This is a genomic window from Syntrophobotulus glycolicus DSM 8271, assembly GCF_000190635.1.
GTDB classification, from domain to species: Bacteria; Bacillota; Desulfitobacteriia; order Desulfitobacteriales; family Syntrophobotulaceae; genus Syntrophobotulus; species Syntrophobotulus glycolicus.
The window spans coordinates 759,642-778,803 of sequence record NC_015172.1 but is presented as its reverse complement, the minus strand read 5'-3'; the positions used below and the strand labels follow the sequence as shown (position 1 = coordinate 778,803).

General features: G+C 45.5%; 23 protein-coding genes, 2 pseudogenes and 1 riboswitch. Of the genes and pseudogenes, 3 read left to right on the top strand and 22 right to left on the bottom strand.

All coding sequences use genetic code 11. The features are described 5' to 3' along the window. Window positions 1-31 precede the first annotated feature (31 nt). The 9 genes from uca to SGLY_RS04070 all read right to left on the bottom strand — a co-directional run bounded on the left by uca (window position 32) and on the right by SGLY_RS04070 (window position 9,910). Window positions 32-3,676, bottom strand: a complete 3,645-nt coding sequence (gene uca / locus SGLY_RS04110; protein ID WP_013624031.1) for an urea carboxylase — start codon at window positions 3,674-3,676, stop codon at window positions 32-34. 13 nt (window positions 3,677-3,689) lie between these two features. Continuing rightward, entirely contained in the window at window positions 3,690-4,343 is a 654-nt protein-coding gene (locus tag SGLY_RS04105; RefSeq protein ID WP_013624030.1) for an urea amidolyase associated protein UAAP2, read from the bottom strand. 90 nt (window positions 4,344-4,433) lie between these two features. After that, the gene (locus tag SGLY_RS04100) at window positions 4,434-5,150 is read right to left on the bottom strand and encodes an urea amidolyase associated protein UAAP1 (RefSeq protein ID WP_041445023.1); all 717 of its coding nucleotides are present in this window, start codon (window positions 5,148-5,150) and stop codon (window positions 4,434-4,436) included. Window positions 5,151-5,234: 84 nt separating this feature from the next. Then, window positions 5,235-5,342, bottom strand: a riboswitch (guanidine-I (ykkC/yxkD leader). Between the two features lie 15 nt (window positions 5,343-5,357). Continuing rightward, complete coding sequence (locus SGLY_RS04095) at window positions 5,358-6,197, bottom strand: ABC transporter ATP-binding protein (RefSeq protein WP_013624028.1); 840 nt, start codon at window positions 6,195-6,197, stop codon at window positions 5,358-5,360. After that, window positions 6,198-6,989 (bottom strand): ABC transporter permease, encoded by a 792-nt coding sequence (locus tag SGLY_RS04090; protein ID WP_013624027.1) that lies wholly within the window; start codon window positions 6,987-6,989, stop codon window positions 6,198-6,200. A gap of 15 nt (window positions 6,990-7,004) precedes the next feature. After that, on the bottom strand, window positions 7,005-8,057 hold the full coding sequence (locus SGLY_RS04085) for an ABC transporter substrate-binding protein (RefSeq protein WP_013624026.1): 1,053 nt from the start codon (window positions 8,055-8,057) through the stop codon (window positions 7,005-7,007). Window positions 8,058-8,145: 88 nt separating this feature from the next. After that, window positions 8,146-8,502: a P-II family nitrogen regulator gene (locus SGLY_RS04080; protein WP_013624025.1), complete on the bottom strand. Its 357-nt coding sequence runs from the start codon at window positions 8,500-8,502 to the stop codon at window positions 8,146-8,148. Window positions 8,503-8,529: 27 nt separating this feature from the next. Beyond that, window positions 8,530-8,856 carry a P-II family nitrogen regulator gene (locus tag SGLY_RS04075; RefSeq protein WP_013624024.1) on the bottom strand — a complete coding sequence of 109 codons (327 nt, stop codon included), beginning with the start codon at window positions 8,854-8,856 and terminating at the stop codon, window positions 8,530-8,532. A gap of 232 nt (window positions 8,857-9,088) precedes the next feature. Then, entirely contained in the window at window positions 9,089-9,910 is an 822-nt protein-coding gene (locus tag SGLY_RS04070) for a MerR family transcriptional regulator (RefSeq protein ID WP_013624023.1), read from the bottom strand. 107 nt (window positions 9,911-10,017) lie between these two features. On the opposite strand from SGLY_RS04070, the gene SGLY_RS04065 reads away from it, so the two are divergent. The 3 genes from SGLY_RS04065 (at window position 10,018) to SGLY_RS04055 (ending at window position 11,269) form a co-directional block, all read left to right on the top strand. Then, the gene (locus tag SGLY_RS04065; protein ID WP_041444615.1) at window positions 10,018-10,434 is read left to right on the top strand and encodes an allophanate hydrolase-related protein; all 417 of its coding nucleotides are present in this window, start codon (window positions 10,018-10,020) and stop codon (window positions 10,432-10,434) included. Window positions 10,435-10,712: 278 nt separating this feature from the next. After that, a complete protein-coding gene (locus SGLY_RS04060) occupies window positions 10,713-10,991 on the top strand; it encodes a type II toxin-antitoxin system RelB/DinJ family antitoxin (protein WP_013624022.1) in 279 nt (92 codons plus the stop codon). After that, window positions 10,988-11,269 carry a type II toxin-antitoxin system YafQ family toxin gene (locus tag SGLY_RS04055; RefSeq protein ID WP_013624021.1) on the top strand — a complete coding sequence of 94 codons (282 nt, stop codon included), beginning with the start codon at window positions 10,988-10,990 and terminating at the stop codon, window positions 11,267-11,269. The genes SGLY_RS04060 and SGLY_RS04055 overlap by 4 nt, the downstream gene beginning before the upstream one ends. Window positions 11,270-11,613: 344 nt before the next feature. Here the strand turns inward: SGLY_RS04055 and SGLY_RS04045 are convergent, their stop codons facing one another. The 13 genes and pseudogenes from SGLY_RS04045 to SGLY_RS03995 form a co-directional block, all read right to left on the bottom strand. After that, window positions 11,614-12,057, bottom strand: coding sequence for a GNAT family N-acetyltransferase (locus tag SGLY_RS04045; protein WP_013624020.1), 444 nt, complete (start codon window positions 12,055-12,057; stop codon window positions 11,614-11,616). Window positions 12,058-12,129: 72 nt separating this feature from the next. Beyond that, window positions 12,130-12,324, bottom strand: a pseudogene (locus tag SGLY_RS17385) (transposase); the annotation flags it as partial. Then, a pseudogene (locus SGLY_RS04040) lies at window positions 12,308-12,556 on the bottom strand (transposase); the annotation flags it as partial. The pseudogenes SGLY_RS17385 and SGLY_RS04040, both read right to left, overlap by 17 nt. 210 nt (window positions 12,557-12,766) lie before the next feature. Continuing rightward, window positions 12,767-12,925, bottom strand: a complete 159-nt coding sequence (locus tag SGLY_RS18065) for a hypothetical protein (protein WP_013624019.1) — start codon at window positions 12,923-12,925, stop codon at window positions 12,767-12,769. Window positions 12,926-13,149: 224 nt separating this feature from the next. Further along, window positions 13,150-13,287: an XkdX family protein gene (locus SGLY_RS04035; RefSeq protein WP_013624018.1), complete on the bottom strand. Its 138-nt coding sequence runs from the start codon at window positions 13,285-13,287 to the stop codon at window positions 13,150-13,152. After that, window positions 13,287-13,619, bottom strand: a complete 333-nt coding sequence (locus SGLY_RS04030; protein ID WP_013624017.1) for a hypothetical protein — start codon at window positions 13,617-13,619, stop codon at window positions 13,287-13,289. Before SGLY_RS04030 ends, SGLY_RS04035 begins: the two co-directional genes overlap by 1 nt. Beyond that, window positions 13,619-15,166, bottom strand: a complete 1,548-nt coding sequence (locus SGLY_RS04025) for a Kelch repeat-containing protein (protein ID WP_427916608.1) — start codon at window positions 15,164-15,166, stop codon at window positions 13,619-13,621. Before SGLY_RS04025 ends, SGLY_RS04030 begins: the two co-directional genes overlap by 1 nt. Window positions 15,167-15,171: 5 nt before the next feature. Further along, the gene (locus tag SGLY_RS04020) at window positions 15,172-15,717 is read right to left on the bottom strand and encodes a putative phage tail protein (protein WP_013624015.1); all 546 of its coding nucleotides are present in this window, start codon (window positions 15,715-15,717) and stop codon (window positions 15,172-15,174) included. After that, window positions 15,710-16,819, bottom strand: coding sequence for a baseplate J/gp47 family protein (locus SGLY_RS04015; protein ID WP_013624014.1), 1,110 nt, complete (start codon window positions 16,817-16,819; stop codon window positions 15,710-15,712). The genes SGLY_RS04020 and SGLY_RS04015 overlap by 8 nt, the downstream gene beginning before the upstream one ends. Beyond that, window positions 16,809-17,210 (bottom strand): GPW/gp25 family protein, encoded by a 402-nt coding sequence (locus SGLY_RS04010; protein WP_013624013.1) that lies wholly within the window; start codon window positions 17,208-17,210, stop codon window positions 16,809-16,811. Before SGLY_RS04010 ends, SGLY_RS04015 begins: the two co-directional genes overlap by 11 nt. An 11-nt stretch (window positions 17,211-17,221) precedes the next feature. Beyond that, complete coding sequence (locus SGLY_RS04005) at window positions 17,222-17,485, bottom strand: phage baseplate assembly protein V (RefSeq protein ID WP_013624012.1); 264 nt, start codon at window positions 17,483-17,485, stop codon at window positions 17,222-17,224. 23 nt (window positions 17,486-17,508) lie between these two features. Next, the gene (locus tag SGLY_RS04000) at window positions 17,509-18,573 is read right to left on the bottom strand and encodes a phage late control D family protein (RefSeq protein WP_013624011.1); all 1,065 of its coding nucleotides are present in this window, start codon (window positions 18,571-18,573) and stop codon (window positions 17,509-17,511) included. Window positions 18,574-18,584: 11 nt separating this feature from the next. Next, the gene (locus SGLY_RS03995) at window positions 18,585-19,154 is read right to left on the bottom strand and encodes a LysM peptidoglycan-binding domain-containing protein (RefSeq protein ID WP_013624010.1); all 570 of its coding nucleotides are present in this window, start codon (window positions 19,152-19,154) and stop codon (window positions 18,585-18,587) included. Between the last annotated feature and the right edge of the window lie 8 nt (window positions 19,155-19,162).

The following is a 19,162-nucleotide window of genomic DNA, read 5'->3' as shown; positions in this document are numbered from 1 at the left end:
TTCCTCTTCGTTTTACCTTCCGCTTTCTTTTTTAGCAGCTGGGCTTCAACCATATTAAGATTTGACCGGAATTTACTATATCTCCCGGTTTGACAAATACCTTTTCTATCGCTGCGTCATTTGAAGCGTTTTGGGCGAACTCCATTTTCATGCTTTCCATGATGACCAGCGGCTGCTCTTTTTTGACCTGTTCCCCTTCCCTGACCAGTACCTTCCATACACTGCCGGGAACATTGGCGTATATTCCCTCCGTACCTTCAGGCAGCACATTTGCCTCATCATCCGGGACAGGCGGTTGTTCCGAAACATATTCGGCTAAGCCAAGCTGTTTCCAGCTCTCCCGCTCGGCATTAAAGGCCGCTTGCTGATGATTCTTAAAAGCAGTCGCCTCCTGTTTTATTCCTTCGAGAAAGCCAAGATACTCACCGAAATCAAACGTGGTCTCCGTTATTTTCACATTAAATTTTCCTCTTAAAAAATCTTCCCGCAGTTGGAGAAGTTCTTCCGCAGAAACCGGGTAAAATCTTATTTGATCAAAAAAGTTCAGCAGCCAAGGTTTTCCTTTCTCAAAACTCTCTGTGGAACGCAATCTGTTCCACATCTGGATTGTTCTGCCGGTAAGCTGGTATCCCCCAGGTCCCTCGACACCGTAAACGCAGAGGTAAGCACCGCCAATCCCTACGGCATTTTCCGGTGTCCAGGTCCTGGCAGGATTGTATTTTGTTGTTACCAGCCTGTGCCTGGGATCAAGCGGAACTGCTACCGGCGCACCCAGATAAACATCGCCGAGGCCCAAAACAAGATACGTCGCATCAAATAGAATCTGCTGAACAGCATCCATACGATCCAGTCCGTTGATTCTCCGGATAAATTCAATATTATCTGGGCACCACGGAGCATCCGGCCTTACATTTTGCTGATAGCGCTGCATCGCAGTTCTGGCCCCGGGATCATTCCAGGATAGCGGCAGTTCCACTATACGCGAAGGCAGTTTTACCGATTCCAAGGGAGGAAGTTCTCCCTCAATCTCTATAATTTTCTGAACTGCTTCTCTGATCTTTGTTTTTTTCATGTCGATATGAAGCTGGAGAGATCGGATGCCAGGGGTCAGATCTATTACTGGAATGGCCTGTTTCTCCTGTATCGCCTGCATAAGCGAGTGGACACGGAACCTCAGGCGCAGATCCAGTTCCATTTCTCCGTATTCCACAAGCAGGCAGGCATCTCCGGCACAACGTATTTTAACCGACAGTGGAAAGTCCTTACTGTTGCTGTACAGAACAGGATAGTCCTCCGGCAGCAGTTGTTTCTCCTGTAACTGTTCCTCTCGAAGACGATTTGCCACAGGTTTCTTTCCTGTAGGAATTGTTTTGATCTCTTTAACAATTCCGGCTAATGTTATTTCCTGTTCACGCCAAAGCTGCTCCGCTTCCTCGATTGTCAGCAACTGAAACCTCACTTTGTCTCCCGGATGAAGCTGACCAATCTTCCAGAGTTCTGCCGATGCGGTTGTGACCGGACAAATAAACCCTCCCAGGCTTGGCCCGTCAGGACCAAGCAGAATCGGCATATCGCCCGTCATATCCAGCGTTCCGACCGCATAAGCCGTATCATGAATATTTGAAGGGTGGAGTCCGGCCTCCCCCCCATCTTGCCTGTTCCATTCAGGCGCTGGTCCGATGAGCCGCACCCCGGTACGCGAGCTGTTGAAATGGACTTCCCATTCTGTGGATACCAGTCCCCTTAAAAATCCGGCTTTCAGGAATTCAACCGTACAATGAGGCCCGGGGATAACACCGATTGTCCAATCATTCCTTATTCCGGGCCGGCTGTCTGCAGGTATTGTCTTCATCAGCGGCTGCTGTTTCAGCCCTTTATACCGCAGGACGTCCCCTTTCCGCAATGCCCGGCCGTTTACCCCGCCGAAACCGCCTAACGTAAAAGTGGATGAACTTCCTAACACCTCAGGAATATCAAAGCCTCCGCCAATCAGCAAATATGTCCTTATTCCACATTCTGCTTCACCAAATGCCAGGGTCTGCCCTGCCATAGCCTCAACAGGCGTATACATTGGCACCTCCTGATGGTCAAGCTTTGCCTTCATGTCGGCGCCTGTCAAACAAAACCAGGCCCTGCTTCTGAAGCGGTAACTTCCCCCTTTAAGCGTCAATTCAATACCCGGGAGTCCTTCATCGTTACCAAGCAAAAGGTTCCCCAATCGAAAAGACTGGGAATCCATAGGACCGCAGGGGGGAACCCCTACATTCCAGTAGCCTGTGCGGCCGGGATAATCCTGGACGGTGGCCTGAATCCCCCCGTCCAGGACCTCAAGGGCCGGGGATTCAGGCCAGAATTCATCGAGCATATGCGTATCAAGCCTGCCCAGGGTATAATCACCGTTTTCCAACAGAGATTCGATATATTGGAGATTGCTCGTCAGCCCGTAGATGCCCGTACCGGCAAGAGCCTCTTTTAATTTTTGCAGCGCATCCTTCCGGTCCTTCCCTTTTACGATGATCTTGGCCAGCATCGGGTCATACAGCGTAGTTACCTCAACATTATCCTGAATCCAAGTCTCAGTTCTTGCCTGTTCAGAAAAAGTTACTTGATCTAAGCGGCCGCTGCTCGGCATAAAATTATTCCAGCAATCTTCAGCATAGATTCTGGCCTGGATGCTGTGACCATCCGGCCAGTTTAGCCTGCCTGCCAGATGATCAAGCTCTCCGGCCGCTTCTCGGATCATCCACTCTACCAGATCGATCCCGTACAGTTCTTCTGTAACCCCATGTTCAACCTGAAGTCTAGTATTCACTTCCAAAAAATAAAACTGCTGGGCCTGAGTATCATATAGAAATTCAACTGTTCCCGCATTTTGGTAACCGGCTGATTTTGCCAGTCTGACTGCCGCTTCATGCATCTCCTTCCTGATATGCTGAGGAAGGCCTGGTGCCGGGGTCTCTTCCAGCACCTTTTGGTTCCTCCTTTGGACAGAACAGTCCCTCTCGCCGACAGCGATGATCTCACCGGAACGGCTGCCGAAAATCTGAACCTCAATATGCCTGGCCCTGGCAATATAGCTTTCCAAAAAAATACCATCGTCTTTAAAGTTGGTTTTAGCCAGGTATTTTACCGATTCATATGCTGCACATAGACTTTCAGCATTCTGGCAAATTCTCATCCCTATGCCGCCGCCGCCTGCCGTACTTTTAAGCATGACCGGATAGCCGATTTGTCCTGCCGCGGTAAGCGCTTCCTCTAAATTCGCCAACAGACCGGTCCCTTTAGGCAAAGGAACTCCTGCTTTTTCTGCCATCTCACGTGCAGAATGCTTAAGCCCGAACAGCTCTAACTGCTCTGGCGCCGGCCCGATAAATATCATGCCTTTTTCCGCGCACGCCTTGGCAAAATCAACATTTTCGCTTAAGAATCCGTATCCCGGATGGATAGCCTGAACACCGGCGGCAACGGCAGTCTCAAGGATCAGCTCCGCATTTAAATAACTGTCTTTGGCAGGACCTTCGCCGATGAGCACGGCTTCATCAGCGCCGCTGACATGCAGGCTGTCACGGTCAGCCTTGGTATACACAGCGACGGACTTTATCTTCATTTTTTGCAGGGTCCGTTCTATTCTGTGAGCGATCGCTCCCCTGTTGGCAATCAGAATTTTTGTGAACATCCTAAAAACTCCTTTAGTTACTCCAAATCAGCAATTGTATAGGTGTCGGATTATAAGCATTGCAAGGATTGTTAAGCTGCGGGCAGTTGCTGATAAGCACACTGACCCGACATTCGGCCCGCAATTCAACGTAACAGCCGGAGGCTGATACCCCGTCGGCAAATTCCAGTCCGCCTTCCGGTGTTACCGGAACATTCATAAAGAAATTGATATTGGGAGCTAAGTCACGTTTTTGATAAAGACCGTTACTCTTGGCAAGTTCATTGATAAACGTATCCCGGCAATTGTGCATGAACTGGATATCACGAGAATATCTTACCGTATTGCTTTGGGCGGAACATGCTCCTCCCAGAGTGTCATGCCTGCCGCAAGTATCGGCTATTATCGTAAGGAGAGGTTTGCCTGACTCCGCTCGCAGCACAGAACCGGCCGTCAGGAATATATTGGCCTGCCCGGTTATGGTTTGGGTAACACTATAATGATCTTGCGGATTATCCGCATCATAAAACATTGTATCTACAGCCTGGTTGCCTTCCATGTCCACTATCCTTAATACTTGTTCCGGTTCCAGTTCATGCAGCCATCCTTCACCAGCCGGAATAATCTTGGTATAAACGGCGTCTTTTTCCCGTCTGCTGCTTTCTTTTCTATTAAATGAACCCTGCATTTTCATTCCTCCCTCATCATACTCATCCTATAGCTTAACTGAAATCTCTCCTGCGCTAATCCAGTTACTCACCGGAAGCCTATCAATCAGTCATTCGAGCAATAAATAGTACTCCCGAGTATTCTCATAAGCTCTCCGGTTCTCGGGACAGTTATTTACACAATAATCCTGGAAATCTGCCGGTATGGCCGGCAGCACTTCTATCGCCACAGGTACGGAAGGGTAGGCGGTTCTCCCGTCAAGCGGATTGGGGGTGTTGGATAAAATGATTAAAACATCCATTTCCGTACGCAGGGCAACCGTATCTCCCTGTTGGCAATGCCCTTCAATATAACGCATATTTCCTTCATCATCACATTGCACTTTGGAAAAAAGATTAACCGGAGCTGCCATGTCGCGCGGCTGCAGCCCATTCCTAACCAGCTCTACCATGAAATTCTCATAGCCGCTGCGCAGCCACATATTCTTTTTCTGTTGATAATCCGTCCTGCCATATTTCTCATCTGTCTGAACCCGCGTAGTGATACCCGAAATGGTATCATGCCATTCCAGTCTATCCTCAACCAGGCTTGCCAAGATACGCCCATTATCGCTCATCAATACGTTTCCTCTGGTAAGATGGGCCGTATGCTGGGCTTTAAGCGTATCCGGCATACTATATTTTTCAGTTAGATCCCTGCTGTTAAAAAGCAGCATTGCAATATTGGCACCTGCTTCCATCGCCGTAAATTTTAACAATTTGTTTCTGCCAACTATTCCCGACCATTTTTCACCGGAACGCAGGGTTGTCTTCCAACCTGTATTCATATTCCCTAAATTGCTTGTCAAGCTAATCAACTCCTTAACAAATGATTTCAGAACAGAAATAAACCGGGAAAGCTGTAAATCCAGACCTCCCGGGTTTTTTTCCCTCCGTGTACGCGCCGATCGGCACGCGCCTCCTCTTGGACCAGCCCGGAAGTAAGCAATACATTCCGCGGAACCCTAGAAGGCATTCGCTGCTGTTCACTTTATTTATTCCAACCCAATGGATTCTTCTTTTTCCTGCAGCAAAGCAGTGAGCTTGTGTCTATATCCCATAAATTCCATCGTTTCCTTAAGACTGATTGACCTGCGATATGGCAAATAGATAGGGATATTGGCCTTTATTCCACTTGGCCGCCCGCTCATAACATAAATCCGAGTAGAGAGAAACACTGCTTCTTCAATGTCGTGTGTAATAAAAACCACGGTTGGCTTTTCTACCTGCCAAATCTGTCTCATTAAAAGCTGCATCTCGGATTTAGTCTGAGAATCCAAAGCTCCAAATGGTTCGTCCATCAGCAATACTTTGGGGCTGTTTGCCAGGGCCCTGGCAATCGCCACTCTTTGCTTCATTCCCCCCGATAATTCCTTGGGATAACTTTTACGGAAAGGCTTCAGCTTAATAATGTCAAGGTAGCGGTCAACAATTTCATTAGCCTGTTTTTTGGGTATTCCTTTAATCTTCAGCCCAAACTGAATATTTTCTTCTACTGTCAGCCAGGGAAAGAGTGTATAGGACTGGAATACCATTCCTCTGTCCGCTCCTGGTCTATCGATTAAAGTGTCATCAACCGTAGCAGTCCCTCCGGTTGCCTCATCCAACCCGGCTAATATACGGAGCAGAGTAGATTTTCCGCAGCCCGAAGGCCCGACTATACTGACAAATTCATTGTCCAGGATTTCAATACTGACATTGTCTATGGCAGTCGTTTGCTTTTCCTTGCTGCCATAGGCTTTCCTCAGATTGTCAACAACGATCTTGCTAGAGGCCACACGCACTTCGATCACAGTGTTGTTTCCACGTGCAACATTCTTCTTTTTCCAAAACATCTAGCTGCCTCCCTCCGCCCAGGGAAACAATTTCCTGTTCGCCAGCACAAAGAGTCTGTCGGTCATTAATCCCAGGAAGCCTATGATTAAAATTCCTCCAAAAATGGCATCTGTTTTTAAAAAACGCTGGGCTTTTAGTATGCTATAACCTAAACCGCTATTGGCCGCCACCAGCTCGGCAACAACCAGGTATGTCCAGGCCCAGCCCATCATGATACGCAGGGTATCCATCGTCCTGGGGGCTATAGCCGGTATAATAACCTTTAAAATAACCGTACGCGGCTTAGCCCCCAAGGTGTACGCGGCACTTAAAAGATCATCCGGAACAGCCCTGACACTGTCCGCAACCATGGGAATAAGCTGAAATAGTGTACCAAGGAATATTACCGCAATCTTGGCACTTTCATTAATCCCCACCCAAACCATGATTAAAGGAACAAAGGCTGGTACTGGCATATAGCGGATAAATTCAGATACCGGCTGAATCAATGCTTCCGCAAAATTGAACGTTCCGGCCAAAATGCCTAGGGGGATACCTATGACAGCGGCAAGAATAAATCCCATAAAGATGCGGTAAAAGCTGATGCCGATATCGGACCAGATTTGACCGGTAGTCATTACATTGGCAAGATATCCAAAAACTGACCGGGGCGTTGGCAGAAATATGGGACTGATTGATCCTTGTTCACTCAACACCATCCAGAGGATCAGGATCAGCAGAAAGACACCTGCCGCAAGAGCGTTAAATATTTTCAAATTGATTTTTGTACGGATGGCAAAGAACTTTCTCATGATACAGCCCCCCCTTTATTTCTTCGCTAAAGCTCTGGTATCCGGAGGAGTAAAGGACGGCCTGTTCTTACTGATTTCTTCTAAAAATGATGTATCAAGCATCGCTTCAGGGTTAGCCGGAATATTGTCGATCATGTTTACACTCTTAAGAAATTTTGCCGTTTCGGTCAACGTATAAGGCAAATATAAGTAACTGTCCTTTTTTTCGGTCATCGCCAAGATGTTGTCTTGAATAGAGAATAATTTTGATCCGGCCATCATTTGTTTCATCTCATCCGCAGAGACACCAGCCTGTTTGGCCATATCCGCTGCCGCTTTGTCAGGATTCTCGTTGTAGAACTCCAGGGCATCAAGATAGGCATTAATCAGATTCAATACATCCTCGCGGTTATTCTTGATCAAGTCGTCGCTGGCGATCAACAAATCTGGTATGAGTCCAGGTGTATCGGCCGAACTGTAAATCAGGTGGTTTTCTTTGCCGGCAAGAGCTTGTGACAGTGAGGGTTCCCAAACACAAGCCGCTTCCACTTTTCCTGAAAGCATAGCCATTCCGCTGTCGTTTACTGTCATATTTGTATAAGTGATATCATTTTCCTTCATTCCAACCGATTCCAGAGCCTTCAACAGAAAGAAATGCTCGATCGTACCATATTCTGTAACAACCTGCTGGCCCTTGAGGTCCTTAATATTTTTATATTTATTTTTAGCCACCAAGCCATCTGCTCCGTTGGAATTGTCATTAATATCTATAATTTTGAATTTTACGCCCTGATTATAAGGAGCTATCGTATCACAAGCGGCAATATTGAGCATGTCAAGTTTGCCTGTGTTAAAAGCCTGTAAGCTATCACTATAAACTGGGAAATATACCAGATCAACATTCAGTCCGTATTTTGCAAACAGGTTCTCTTCTTTGGCTATATACCAGACATACCATGCTGGATAAGGCGAAGTTCCTATCGTAATTTTCTTGTCGGCCGGTGTATTGCTGCCGGCTTCCTGCTGAGACGAACAGCCGCCGATCATTGACAATACCAGGACCAATAATAAAGAGATTAATTTTTTCATGAGTTTTATCCTTCCTTATTTTAATTCTTTCTTTTTTACTATATTGTCTTTTGTCCATGTTCTGTCCAGACCAAGGTCCATGTTTCGTCTAGATCAAGACATTTTCATTCTCTTCGCCGGTCCTTACTCTGATACTACGCTTAACGGGTACAACAAATATTTTGCCGTCGCCTGCCTGTTCAGTCTGGTTGCTTCTTATGACAGTGCTGCAAAGTTTCTCCTCTTCCTCGTCGTTAATGTAAATGGTGATTAATTTTTTTGTGATTAAACGATGATCGTTTTTGTCACCGGTACTATGGATTTCATCACCCAGAGAAAACTCAACCTGTTTTTTGCCCCTGCCCAAGACATTGACCACACTATAAGCATCGAAACCTTCTTGTTCCAGAATTTCTTTAGTATAGCGGTATTTCTCCGGCCTGATTATGATCATCACTTTTTTCATATTAACCTCCATTCCGCAATGCCGCTATCATAATTCAGCCTTGCCGCTGCTGATTGTGTAAGCTGAACTGACCGGCGTTACAAAGATCTTTCCATCGCCGTAAGCCCCTTCATCTCCGGTCTTAGCGCTTTTCATCATAGCCTCGACAACCTTATCTTCATCCTTGTCTTCCACAATCATAATGATTAATTCTTTGGGCAGTTCTCCATAGTAAACAGCGTTAGCCTTTAACCCTTTTTGTTTTCCTCTTCCCAGAACGCTGACCCGTGTTACTGCCGGAAAGCCCTGCTCAAGTAAACAGGCAAGGATAAAATCTGTTTTCTCCGGCCTAACAAATGCTTCGATCATGACCATTTTTACATCACCTCTCCTAAAAATAAAATTCGGGGACTGACCTGATCCGCAGGCTGTCCCCGAAAAAAAACAGAGGTGCCCGCTTTTCCAGCAGCACCTTTGCTCCGTATCCATTGGCTATATAACCTGATACTAATATAAACCTTATAGTAATTATAATGTCAATAGAAAATAATCGAATATTGATCTTTTTATTATGTTATTGATATTTAGGTTTTATTTTTACAAATTTTCATTTATTTACAGGTATTTGTATTTCACTGATGTACTCATATTCATAATCGGAATAGGCTTTGTCTGTAATAATCAAGACCAGTGCATCCCCTATGATCCGCCAGCCGTTTTCCTTGATCCACTTTATTATTTCCTGCAAATATAGATCAATATCTTTATATGTTCCTGCAAAGGCCATTACGGCATAGGTACCTTCCGGCAAAGGAACGGTAGCAACGTTATCAGGCACTTCGTTCTCGAATACCATGGTAATTCCTTTGTAATTTGAACTGCCGCCTTTTTCTATTTCGCTTTTGTCAATAACTGACCCGAACGGATTCAGGTAAAGTTCATCAATATTCTTGATCTCCATACCCAGTTTTTTAATGCCAAACTCATGCTCAACATAGATATCGCTGGTCCCAAAAGTAAAAAACAGCATATCTCTTTGCGGCATCTGTTGAATTCGGCATTTCCCCATAATATTCTTATCCAGATAATTATTTACTTTTTCCAGTATCGAACCTATTTTTTTCTTTTTATTACTTAACTTAACTATTTCGTTATTAATAAAATCCATTCTTTTCTGCAATAATTCCAGCATGGAATTCAATCCCCGATTTTGAAAATAATTTTTAATCTCTTTAAGCGGCATTCCCATGCCCTTTAAAAAAAGAATGGATTCCAGATGGGCAAATTGTTCAATCCCATAATACCTGTAACCGGATTCTTCATTTGTATAGGAAGGTTTAAATAGATCAATCCTGTCGTAATACCTCAATGTTTGAGCAGATATCCCGTGTATCTGAGCCATTTCACCAATTAGTATACTTGGGTTCATTTTAAGTGCCTCCAGTATTGACTTTATCCTTACTATAAGGTTTACTATGTGACTATCTTACAATAAGAAGCCAACTTAGTAAATTTAAAAAGAGGTGAGACAACGTGATGAAAATAACACATTTTGAACCAAAAGAAGGCAACATCTTTGTTGCCGTATGCGGTTTGCACATGCGCGGGCTGCCGTTGGAAAAACAGATGCTGGAACATGAAGCCCTTTTTATCCGCGAGACATCAACAGCATCCAAATATCAATTATTTAAACTGCCGACAAACCCGGCCAAACCAGGCCTGCTGAAAAGAAGCCATGGAGGAGCGTCAATCCAGGTTGAAATCTGGGAAATGCCTCACACTCAGTTTGGCAGCTTTGTTGACGCCATCCCTGCTCCTCTTGGGTTCGGCAAAATTGAACTGTCGGATGGATCAGAGGTTTCGGGGTTTTTATGCGAGGCTTATGCTTGTGCTGATGCAGAAGATATTACAGCCGCAGGAGGTTGGAGAAATATTCTTCCTATAGAGGGATGAGATGTTTAAAACAAAGTTCTTATCCAATAAAACCAAAATGATCGCCCCTCTAAGGTTAACGGTCATTTTCGTTCTCACTGTTCAATTTTAATGGTCAAACTGTTCAGTTTAACCCGGCATATTCAGGAAAGACAGAAAAACAAGATGTGCGCCTGTCGCCCATGCGGTCAAACTCCAACTCGTCGCAGCTCCTTAATGAAAATATTTTTCGTGCATTGTGTTGTGTTTTTCGTGCGATCATCTATAATATAACTACCAGCACGAAAGGAGATGATTGTATGGCTGGCTCCACTACCAACATCAGCATCCGCATGGATGCCGACTTGAAAGCGCAGGCTGACACGCTGTTTAACGAATTGGGGATGAACCTCTCCACGGCGTTCAATATTTTTGTTCGCCAATCGCTTCGGGAAGGCCGGATTCCCTTTGATGTTTCGCTCAATCAGCCCAATGCCGAAACCATTGCGGCGATGCAGGAAGCCGAACGTATTGCCCGCGACCCCAATGCGAAACGCTACAGCGATGTAGAGGAAGCGTTGAGGGAGCTAAAAAGATGAAACTGGACGTTGTCTGGACATCCCAATTCAAGAAGGACTACAAGCTGGCGATGAAACGCGGGCAAAATGTCAATTTGCTGGACGATATCATACGTCTGCTTGCCAAGGGCGTGCCCCTACCTGAAACCAACCGCGACCACACGCTATCCGGGAATTGGATAAGCCATCGGGAATGTCATATTCAAAGCGATTGGCTGCTTGTGTATCGCGTGGATAATGATATTCTTGTACTGACACTGGCCCGTACCGGAACCCACAGCGATCTGTTTGGAAGATGAAGCAAAACACCGTACCGGGGAAACCCTGTACGGCGTTTTGCTTTGCCTATCAGCGGTCAGGTGATCCTTCTCGGCCCGCCATTTCCTGGGTGTAACGGCTTCGCCGGACGCTTTCAGATCATCCAGATACCGGATGGCAGCGTTATACAAGGAAGGCTCGGCACTGTGCGCGGCCTGAATTTCAGAGAGGACAGGGAGTCGAACGGCAACCGGGCCAAATATCCAGAAAATTATTAATATTTTAAGAGGGTATTAATTAATAAAACATCTAAATATATTGACCCGTTTCTAATTTCATACGATAATTGCGTTTCTTCGTCCTTTGGGTAAGAATGTTGACTAAGTTATAGAGCCTTACTCAAATAAATCATATCCACTAATTGAATACCGTCATCAAACATTGGGTGGTCATAATTGTCTATGAAAAAGTCCTTAACCCGATGCGAAATCCTAAAACCGTTTTTTTCGTAAAACCGTAATATCCATGGGCTGTCACCTGTTCCCACAATCATAGTCGTGTACTTGCCTTTGTAGTGTGAAAAAATGTGATGCAAAAGTTTGCTGCCATACCCATTACCATGCCATTTTTCATAAGTGGCTATGTTTTTCAGCTCACATACATCATCACTTTCCCGTGTAACTATGCACACACTTTTCAAGTCGCTATCATATAAGGCAAAAAGATCTCCTCGCTCTAAATATTTGTCTATCATGGATTCTTGTTCATCAGCTAACAAGAGTAAATCCAGGAACTGCTTTTTGTTTTCGCAAATACTTTTTATCTCCAAAATGCACCATCCAATCTTTTGCTTTTAGTCATCGAATCATTTATTTAGGGATTGCTGAACAGATTTAATTTTTCAATAGGCCAATCTATTCAGCCTAAAATAGGCTTTCATAAAATTGAGTAATAGAATCCGGAGCTTGTGCTCCAGGTTCATTACCAACAGCTGCATAGCGATTACCGTCTCGCTGGTTTCCTTAAGACGGGCCATGATCCGACCAAGTCCATAGAACCGCTTTCCTTCGCCGAATTTTCCTTCCACCGCATCTCTCTAAGTCTGCGATATGCGCTTCTTTTTCTGCCAGCTCTTTTTCCGTATCAGACGGTCCTTTCTTAAATATTTCAGCCGCACGTTCCATAAACTCAGCTTTCCATCGGCTTATTAGCACTGGGCTGATCTGGTGCTCGGATGCAAGCTCATTCACTGTCTTTTCTTCTCGGAGTAACTCCAAGACGACCTGGGCTTTAAATTCTGGTTGGTGATTTCTTCTTTTTTTACTCATGCCTTCATTATAGCTTATAACTTAGTTTTTAATGTAGCTTTGCAAAAATTTTTGCAAAAATTCGCAAACTATTCTGCAAAAATTACTTTTTTAAATTAATTTTTCCTTCCTACATTTGTGTATCATACCCAAGGGTAAAAATCAATTTCCCTTGGGTATGATTATTAACTAACAATGCTCCAATCTTCTGCTAACATATGTGAACTAATCTTACCCTTCTCTAAATTCTTGCTCGTATATTTTATTTAACCCATTTTTCACATCTGTAGGTGTTATTTTAAGCTTTTTAGCTATCTGTTTAATAGAATTGCCCTTAATTTTCATATCTTCTATTTGAAATAATATTTTTTTGGAAAATCTATGAACCATATCAACCATCCCTATATTTGTTCATCTTTATTGTGTAAAAGAGCGTTATCTCACGGAAAATACTTTCCTGATTAACTCTTCACTCATTCCATTTTTGCGCATGATAGCGATTTTCTTCTCGCAATCCCTGCAACCATGTTGTTCTGTAGGCCATGTCCGTTTAAGATAAAGATTTTTGCCTTTACAATATGGACATTTTTTTACTAAAAGCGACATCTGCGACATTACGCCTGGTACGATTCCCCGGTGATTTCCTCATATTCGGCGGCGGTGATATATCCCTTTACTACGGCATTCCAGATCATTTTTTTAGACCAGTATTTTTCCTTGTAGTACCTATTAATGGTTTTAAAGTCTAACATTACAAAGTTCCCTCCTCATTCATCATGATCATGTAATCCAGCCGTGCGACAATCGCCTCATTCTGATCGACAGGCTCCGGGGCCGGGGTGTTCATGATGGCTTCGATCTCGGCGATAGCCTGCTCAGTATCTTCGGCGGTAATTCCATGGTTTGCTTTAAGGATAGCCAGATTGTCAATACTCCCAAGGACCCCTCCTTCTTCTGTAATGAGTACTACTGCGCTGGGGGACTGTGTCCATCCCCATTTTTCGTAGACCTGCTCGGGAGTAAGCTTGCCTCCAACCAAGGGGTATAAATCCGTTTGTCTGTCCCAAATCTTAAATTTTATCATTAGTTTATCGTTCCTTTCTTATATTTGATGTAACCGGTTATCGGCGCTGGCGCTGTTATTATGGTTGTTGCTGCCGTCTGTTCTCCGCTCCCGAAATTGTATTTACTGCCGATTGTGACGGGAATATCCATAACACTGAGGTAAGCGTCCACGATATTACTGGCACTACCGATGTACCCACCGCCAAAAAGAGCATATCCACCAACAGTTGTGGCTGCTAAGCCATAGCGTGCCGCGCTTAATTCCGTTGGTGTGCTTCGAGTAAGAGAAGCATCATAGGCGTCTACTACGGCGCTGCTGCTCCCACCGCCAAAAAGAGCATATCCACCTACGGTTATGGCTGCTAAACGTGCGCGTGCCGCGCTTAATTCCGTTAGTGTGCTTCGAGTAAGAGAAGCATCATAGGCGTCTACTACGGCGCCTGTGCCCCCACCGCCAAAAAGAGCATATCCACCTACAGTTGTGGCTGCTAAATCCCCTCGTGCCGCGCTTAAGGCTATTGGTGTGCTTCGAGTAAGAGAAGCATCATAGGCGTCTACTACGGCGCTGCCGTACCCTCCACCAAAAAGAGCATATCCACCTACAGTTGTGGCTGCTAAATCCCTTCGTGCCGCGCTTAAGGCTATTGGTGTGCTTCGAGTAAGAGAAGCATCATAGGCGTCTACTACGGCGCTGCCGTACCCTCCACCAAAAAGAGCATATCCACCTACAGTTGTGGCTGCTAAATCCCCTCGTGCCGCGCTTAAGGCTATTGGTGTGCTTCGAGTAAGAGAAGCATCATAGGCGTCTACTACGGCGCTGCTGTCGCCCCCACCGCCAAAAAGAGCGTACCCACCTACAGTTGTGGCTGCTAAGCTATGGCGTGCCGCGCTTAAGGCTATTGGTGTGCTTCGAGTAAGAGAAGCATCATAGGCGTCTACTACGGTGCCTGTGCCCCCACCGCCAAAAAGAGCATATCCACCTACAGTTGTGGCTGCTAAATCCCTTCGTTCCGCGCTTAAGGCTGTTGGATTTGAAACTTTTTCACATTTTTTTAAAAATCCGCTAAAGCCTACGTAATCAACCTGAGTTAATCCACTTCCTTCACCCTGTAATATAAAAGATGTGCCACTATGGCGAAAGGTGTAAATCCTGCCTGAGACAAGTTCCCCTGCGGCAAAGGCGCTTCCGTCTGATTTCACAAGGCTTATTGCACCAAGACTATTAGGGTTAAGTGTAGCCGCTCCTGTGTTGGTTGTACCGATTTTAACAGCTATACACATGCCATCATCCAGGGATATGGGAGCGGGAGACAGCGTTATCGTGTAGGTATTTGCGCCGGATGTTATACCATAGCCTGGTTGACGAATGTAATCAGCCAATAATGTCGCTTCATCCGCCTTGTGCGCCGCGAGCTCATCTGCAACCGAGGCAATATCATCAGCATTTTCTTTAAGGGCTATATCGATCAGCCCCATGTTCCCGTTCTGGTCGGCAACATCAAAATTTTCATTCCCGGCTGGCTTTTTCAGATTATAGTTCAATGTATAATCGGCCAATGGTATCACTCCCTTCAAGATAATTTTTCATTTCTGAGCTGATTATAAGAGAAACTTTCAAGATACTCATAAGTGAACTGGTTCAAATAATCATAGGTGTTATAGGTAAACTCATAGACTGCTTCCAAATGCGCCGGTTTTATTTCTTCGATCGCATCTTTGAGATCATCCAGGTTGGGCGGGATCCCTTTTGTATCTACAAACTTGATAACGAAATAACTTTCTTCAGGATGATCGGCTACTGTTACCAGCCCACCATCGTAGGATTGGGCAACGTTCTGGATCAGCTTGACCGTTACAGTACCGACTCCCCGGAGCTTGGAAATGATCCGGCTCCTGCGCTCGCTTTCAGGTTTTCCAAGATATGAGCTTAACTCCAGCTCTTTTTCCCATTGATCAAGTCCCCAGGTGGAAGTGTTTACAAAGAATTGATCAACCACGTCCCAGATCCCGTCCCGAAACTCTTCCAGCTTATCTCCAAAAACGTCCAGCATTGCCCGGCTTTCTCCTGTTGCGTAGTAACCCGGCAAAAGATTCAGCATTTGCTCCGTGCTATTCATTCAGGCTCACCGTCCCTAAAATAGCCACAGATCCCGGACCGACTGTTATATTTCCGGTACCGCTATTGATGTTCAACTCGGAATAATCAATGATGCCCGGAGTGTCCAGGAGAATATTGCCTACCTTAGCAATGCGGACTGTTGGATCGGCGGAATAGGCAATTTCACTCAAATAACTTTGCACACCGGAAATGAATTTCTCTGTGACTTCTTCCAGGTCCATTTCCGGAATAAGGGCCACTGTGGCTGTGATGGTTATCGTCACCGCCGGCGCCGCGACGATAGTCACCACCGCGCCGATCGGCGCCTGCCCGGATCCGGAACCATGGGGAAGTGGATCAATATAATTCTGCACAATTTCTATCAGTCCAGCGGAGGCCGGCTGCTTCGCCGTGTCAATTAAATAAACCTTAACCGTTCCCGGCCCGGCCCATAGCGGCTCCACATAAGCCCCGCCAACCCCTGAAATGCTGAGCGCCCATTTTATATACTGCGCCTTGTTGCCTGACGTTCCCGGAGAACGGCGAATGATTAAGAGTCTCTGCCGAAGTTGCTCCGCCGTTTCTGGATCGCAGCCACCTGTAAATCCCGGAGACGCTACAACGACACTTTCCACCAGACTGACAGAGATCCCGAAGATCTTCATCTGGGTACCCGTCTGTAGCATTCCGGTGGTGCCGACCATTGTCGCCATGGCGGCCGCCGACACTTCCGTTTCTCCCTGGGCCAATGTACAATCTGCTGTCGTTTCAACTTCAATTTTTCCATCTAAAGTGCGAAATGTTGTTCCGGCAGGAATGTTTTCACTGAAAGGTGCCGGTGAAGTCCTTGAAAAAATAATCTCTCCGACAGCTTCTACTCCTGGATCCCAAGGAACGTCTAATTCCTCTGCATAAAGCTTTAAGTATTCAAGCCCAGCGGTAGTGATAAAATGCGTTTCCATCAATTGCTGTATGGTGTGATACCCTCCGGCCAAGCCGGTTGCCACGGCTTCCATTAAAGATAAATTTGCTGTCCCAGGACTCCAGTCCGTGAGATCGGAAGAGTCTGCCGCTTTAGCAATCATTTCATCTCTAGCCTGTTTATAATCCTTAAATTCCATATGGCACCTCCAGCATGATCTCAGTTATTTCCGCATCTTCATTTATGGAATATTTAATAAAGATTTGTGCGGTTCTTTTTTCATTAAGCATCTTGACTGCCACACTAGCTACATTTATCCGTGTTTCGGTAGCCAGGCACTCTCTTACCGCCAGTTCAGCTTTAACTGGGAAATCATCATCCATTGGTTCGGAGATAATATCAAATATCGCATTACCATATTCCGGGTGCAGTACCAAGGATCCCACCGGAGTATTAAGCCGCAGCTGCACAGCCTGATGAACATTTTCGTTTCCGGAAACCAGATCATAGTGCCCTAAGTAATTTACTCTCAAACTTTCATTCAGGCTGAAGCTCAATGATGTGCCCAAGCCATCCATTTCATCTGCCATAAATACCCCACCTATCCTACGCGAACAGTAATAATCCCTTGATTTATATCCCCGTTGGCAAATACCACTAAAACTTCATCCCCAATTTTCAGGGTGTCATACGCGATCTTATCAAAAGTCCCAGGCTGTCCGGCCAGGGTAACCTCTAGTTCATAAAGCAGATTGGAGCTGATCCGGATCCAACCGGTTTCGACTTTGAAAAGAGGAAGATATACCCTTGCGGTATTACCGCCAATCGAAGTTAGAACACCCAGCTGAGGGAACATAGCTTGCATAGATTTTCCTCCAATGCATTTCATCACATTGTCTTTTCATTGTTATCATACAGATCCTGTCGATACTGCTCCGCATCGTCAGGCCGGAGATTTGTCAAATTGAACTCAGTTTTTGCTCCGTCACTTTTGGCTAGGGAATGAGTGACTTGATTGAGATAATATTCACCTGTAAATCGACCGAACCCCTGACAAAGTACTTTTTTCTCCGCAACCATTTCTGAATTTAAGACACAGAAGCCTTCAGCTGTGACTACATTTCGCGACCATTCCTTTAACCTTTTTTCGGCGTACTCCTTGGCCAGAGCAACGGTCTTGGCTTTACTTTCATAGACAATTCGTTCCTTGACCTGCCCCCCCATAGCGGAGAGCAGACTTTGATTTACAGTTGATGCTTCGATCAGTTTTTTGTTTGCACCCAGCCAATGCCTGACAGTCACCTTATTCACAATCCCGACTGCCGAATCATCAAAGTTTAAGGTACAGTTGACCTGACCAGGACCGTTATTATAAAGTTTTGCAATGACAGCCTCATCTGTTTCCTTGCGCGGGCCAAAGTACAATTCTTTATCTTTGGTTACATAGCACACAAAGCCTTCCAGATCTGCCAGGGCCTGCAGAACTTCCCATTCTTTTTTATTGGCCATTAATTCTTTGTCCGCTACGGCGCTTGTATTCGTGACCACAGGCTTCAGTCCGTATTTTTTAGACAGGATACCGGCTATTTGGCTGGATGTCTGATTTTCAAAAGCTATCGAGTATTCCGTGTCAATCAGGGGGGACGAATAGTCCCGGCCAATCAGCCTGACTATTTTTTTACCGGACCATTCCGGTTTAATTCCATCGATCTGGCCAGTAAAAAGATGCTTCAGATCTGCTTTGGTCCAAGACTGTGGATTCTCTACATAACCAAAATAGATCTTGACTTCCTGCTGTTTCCGAAACCAATCCGAAAGCAGGAGATCATTCCGAAGTGTGGCATCAAAACTGTCCGCTGCCAGATAGAGCGTGTTTTCTAAACGGATATCCAGGATATCCTGCCACCTAACATTAACCCCCGATACTTCCAAAATTGCTCTTGGTGCTTTCATGATCTTGCTCCTCAACTGGGTATTTTTAATACGGTACCGATTTGTAACTTTCTTTCGTCAGCAATTCCGTTTAGCTTCGCAATTTCTGTCCAGCGGGTGGGTTTACTCAAAAAACGGCTTGATATTGCCCAAAGTGTATCCCCTGCGACCACGGTGTATGTTTTAACTGGTGTTACCGTCACACTTTGAACAGATGATGTGTTTTTCGATACAATCACCGGTTCAAGGGGAGACTCAGGAGGCTCGCCGAACAATTCAATGCTGTAGGACACATAATCTTTACGTACAAAATCCCATTCGAATTTGCTGATCCGTACCGGGATACTCAGCTCCGGGCAGTCCGTCACTCTGAGCTGTACCGGTTTACCGGTATTTTTCATGTTTTCAAGCTGCACTGCGCTGGCATAAGCATTACCGGTCAATACTCCAGACCAGCTGACGACTGTCCCGTCTTCTCCCATATCCTGATAGGAGGGGGCCGCCCCAGGAATGTCCAGCTTCGCTAATACCCTGGGATTGTTATAGCTTATCTTCTGGCGCGGAGCAGGACTAAACTTAAAACTATCCAGATATACGTCCACAACATTCC

Bases quoted from the DNA above. Each gene is read 5' to 3' on its own strand.
- uca (WP_013624031.1), bottom strand. From the start codon at position 3,676: ATGTTCACAAAAATTCTGATTGCCAACAGGGGAGCGATCGCTCACAGA.
- SGLY_RS04105 (WP_013624030.1), bottom strand. From the start codon at position 4,343: ATGCAGGGTTCATTTAATAGAAAAGAAAGCAGCAGACGGGAAAAAGAC.
- SGLY_RS04100 (WP_041445023.1), bottom strand. From the start codon at position 5,150: ATGAATACAGGTTGGAAGACAACCCTGCGTTCCGGTGAAAAATGGTCG.
- SGLY_RS04095 (WP_013624028.1), bottom strand. From the start codon at position 6,197: ATGTTTTGGAAAAAGAAGAATGTTGCACGTGGAAACAACACTGTGATC.
- SGLY_RS04090 (WP_013624027.1), bottom strand. From the start codon at position 6,989: ATGAGAAAGTTCTTTGCCATCCGTACAAAAATCAATTTGAAAATATTT.
- SGLY_RS04085 (WP_013624026.1), bottom strand. From the start codon at position 8,057: ATGAAAAAATTAATCTCTTTATTATTGGTCCTGGTATTGTCAATGATC.
- SGLY_RS04080 (WP_013624025.1), bottom strand. From the start codon at position 8,502: ATGAAAAAAGTGATGATCATAATCAGGCCGGAGAAATACCGCTATACT.
- SGLY_RS04075 (WP_013624024.1), bottom strand. From the start codon at position 8,856: ATGGTCATGATCGAAGCATTTGTTAGGCCGGAGAAAACAGATTTTATC.
- SGLY_RS04070 (WP_013624023.1), bottom strand. From the start codon at position 9,910: ATGAACCCAAGTATACTAATTGGTGAAATGGCTCAGATACACGGGATA.
- SGLY_RS04065 (WP_041444615.1), top strand. From the start codon at position 10,018: ATGAAAATAACACATTTTGAACCAAAAGAAGGCAACATCTTTGTTGCC.
- SGLY_RS04060 (WP_013624022.1), top strand. From the start codon at position 10,713: ATGGCTGGCTCCACTACCAACATCAGCATCCGCATGGATGCCGACTTG.
- SGLY_RS04055 (WP_013624021.1), top strand. From the start codon at position 10,988: ATGAAACTGGACGTTGTCTGGACATCCCAATTCAAGAAGGACTACAAG.
- SGLY_RS18065 (WP_013624019.1), bottom strand. From the start codon at position 12,925: ATGGTTCATAGATTTTCCAAAAAAATATTATTTCAAATAGAAGATATG.
- SGLY_RS04035 (WP_013624018.1), bottom strand. From the start codon at position 13,287: ATGTTAGACTTTAAAACCATTAATAGGTACTACAAGGAAAAATACTGG.
- SGLY_RS04030 (WP_013624017.1), bottom strand. From the start codon at position 13,619: ATGATAAAATTTAAGATTTGGGACAGACAAACGGATTTATACCCCTTG.
- SGLY_RS04020 (WP_013624015.1), bottom strand. From the start codon at position 15,717: ATGAATAGCACGGAGCAAATGCTGAATCTTTTGCCGGGTTACTACGCA.
- SGLY_RS04015 (WP_013624014.1), bottom strand. From the start codon at position 16,819: ATGGAATTTAAGGATTATAAACAGGCTAGAGATGAAATGATTGCTAAA.
- SGLY_RS04010 (WP_013624013.1), bottom strand. From the start codon at position 17,210: ATGGCAGATGAAATGGATGGCTTGGGCACATCATTGAGCTTCAGCCTG.
- SGLY_RS04005 (WP_013624012.1), bottom strand. From the start codon at position 17,485: ATGCAAGCTATGTTCCCTCAGCTGGGTGTTCTAACTTCGATTGGCGGT.
- SGLY_RS04000 (WP_013624011.1), bottom strand. From the start codon at position 18,573: ATGAAAGCACCAAGAGCAATTTTGGAAGTATCGGGGGTTAATGTTAGG.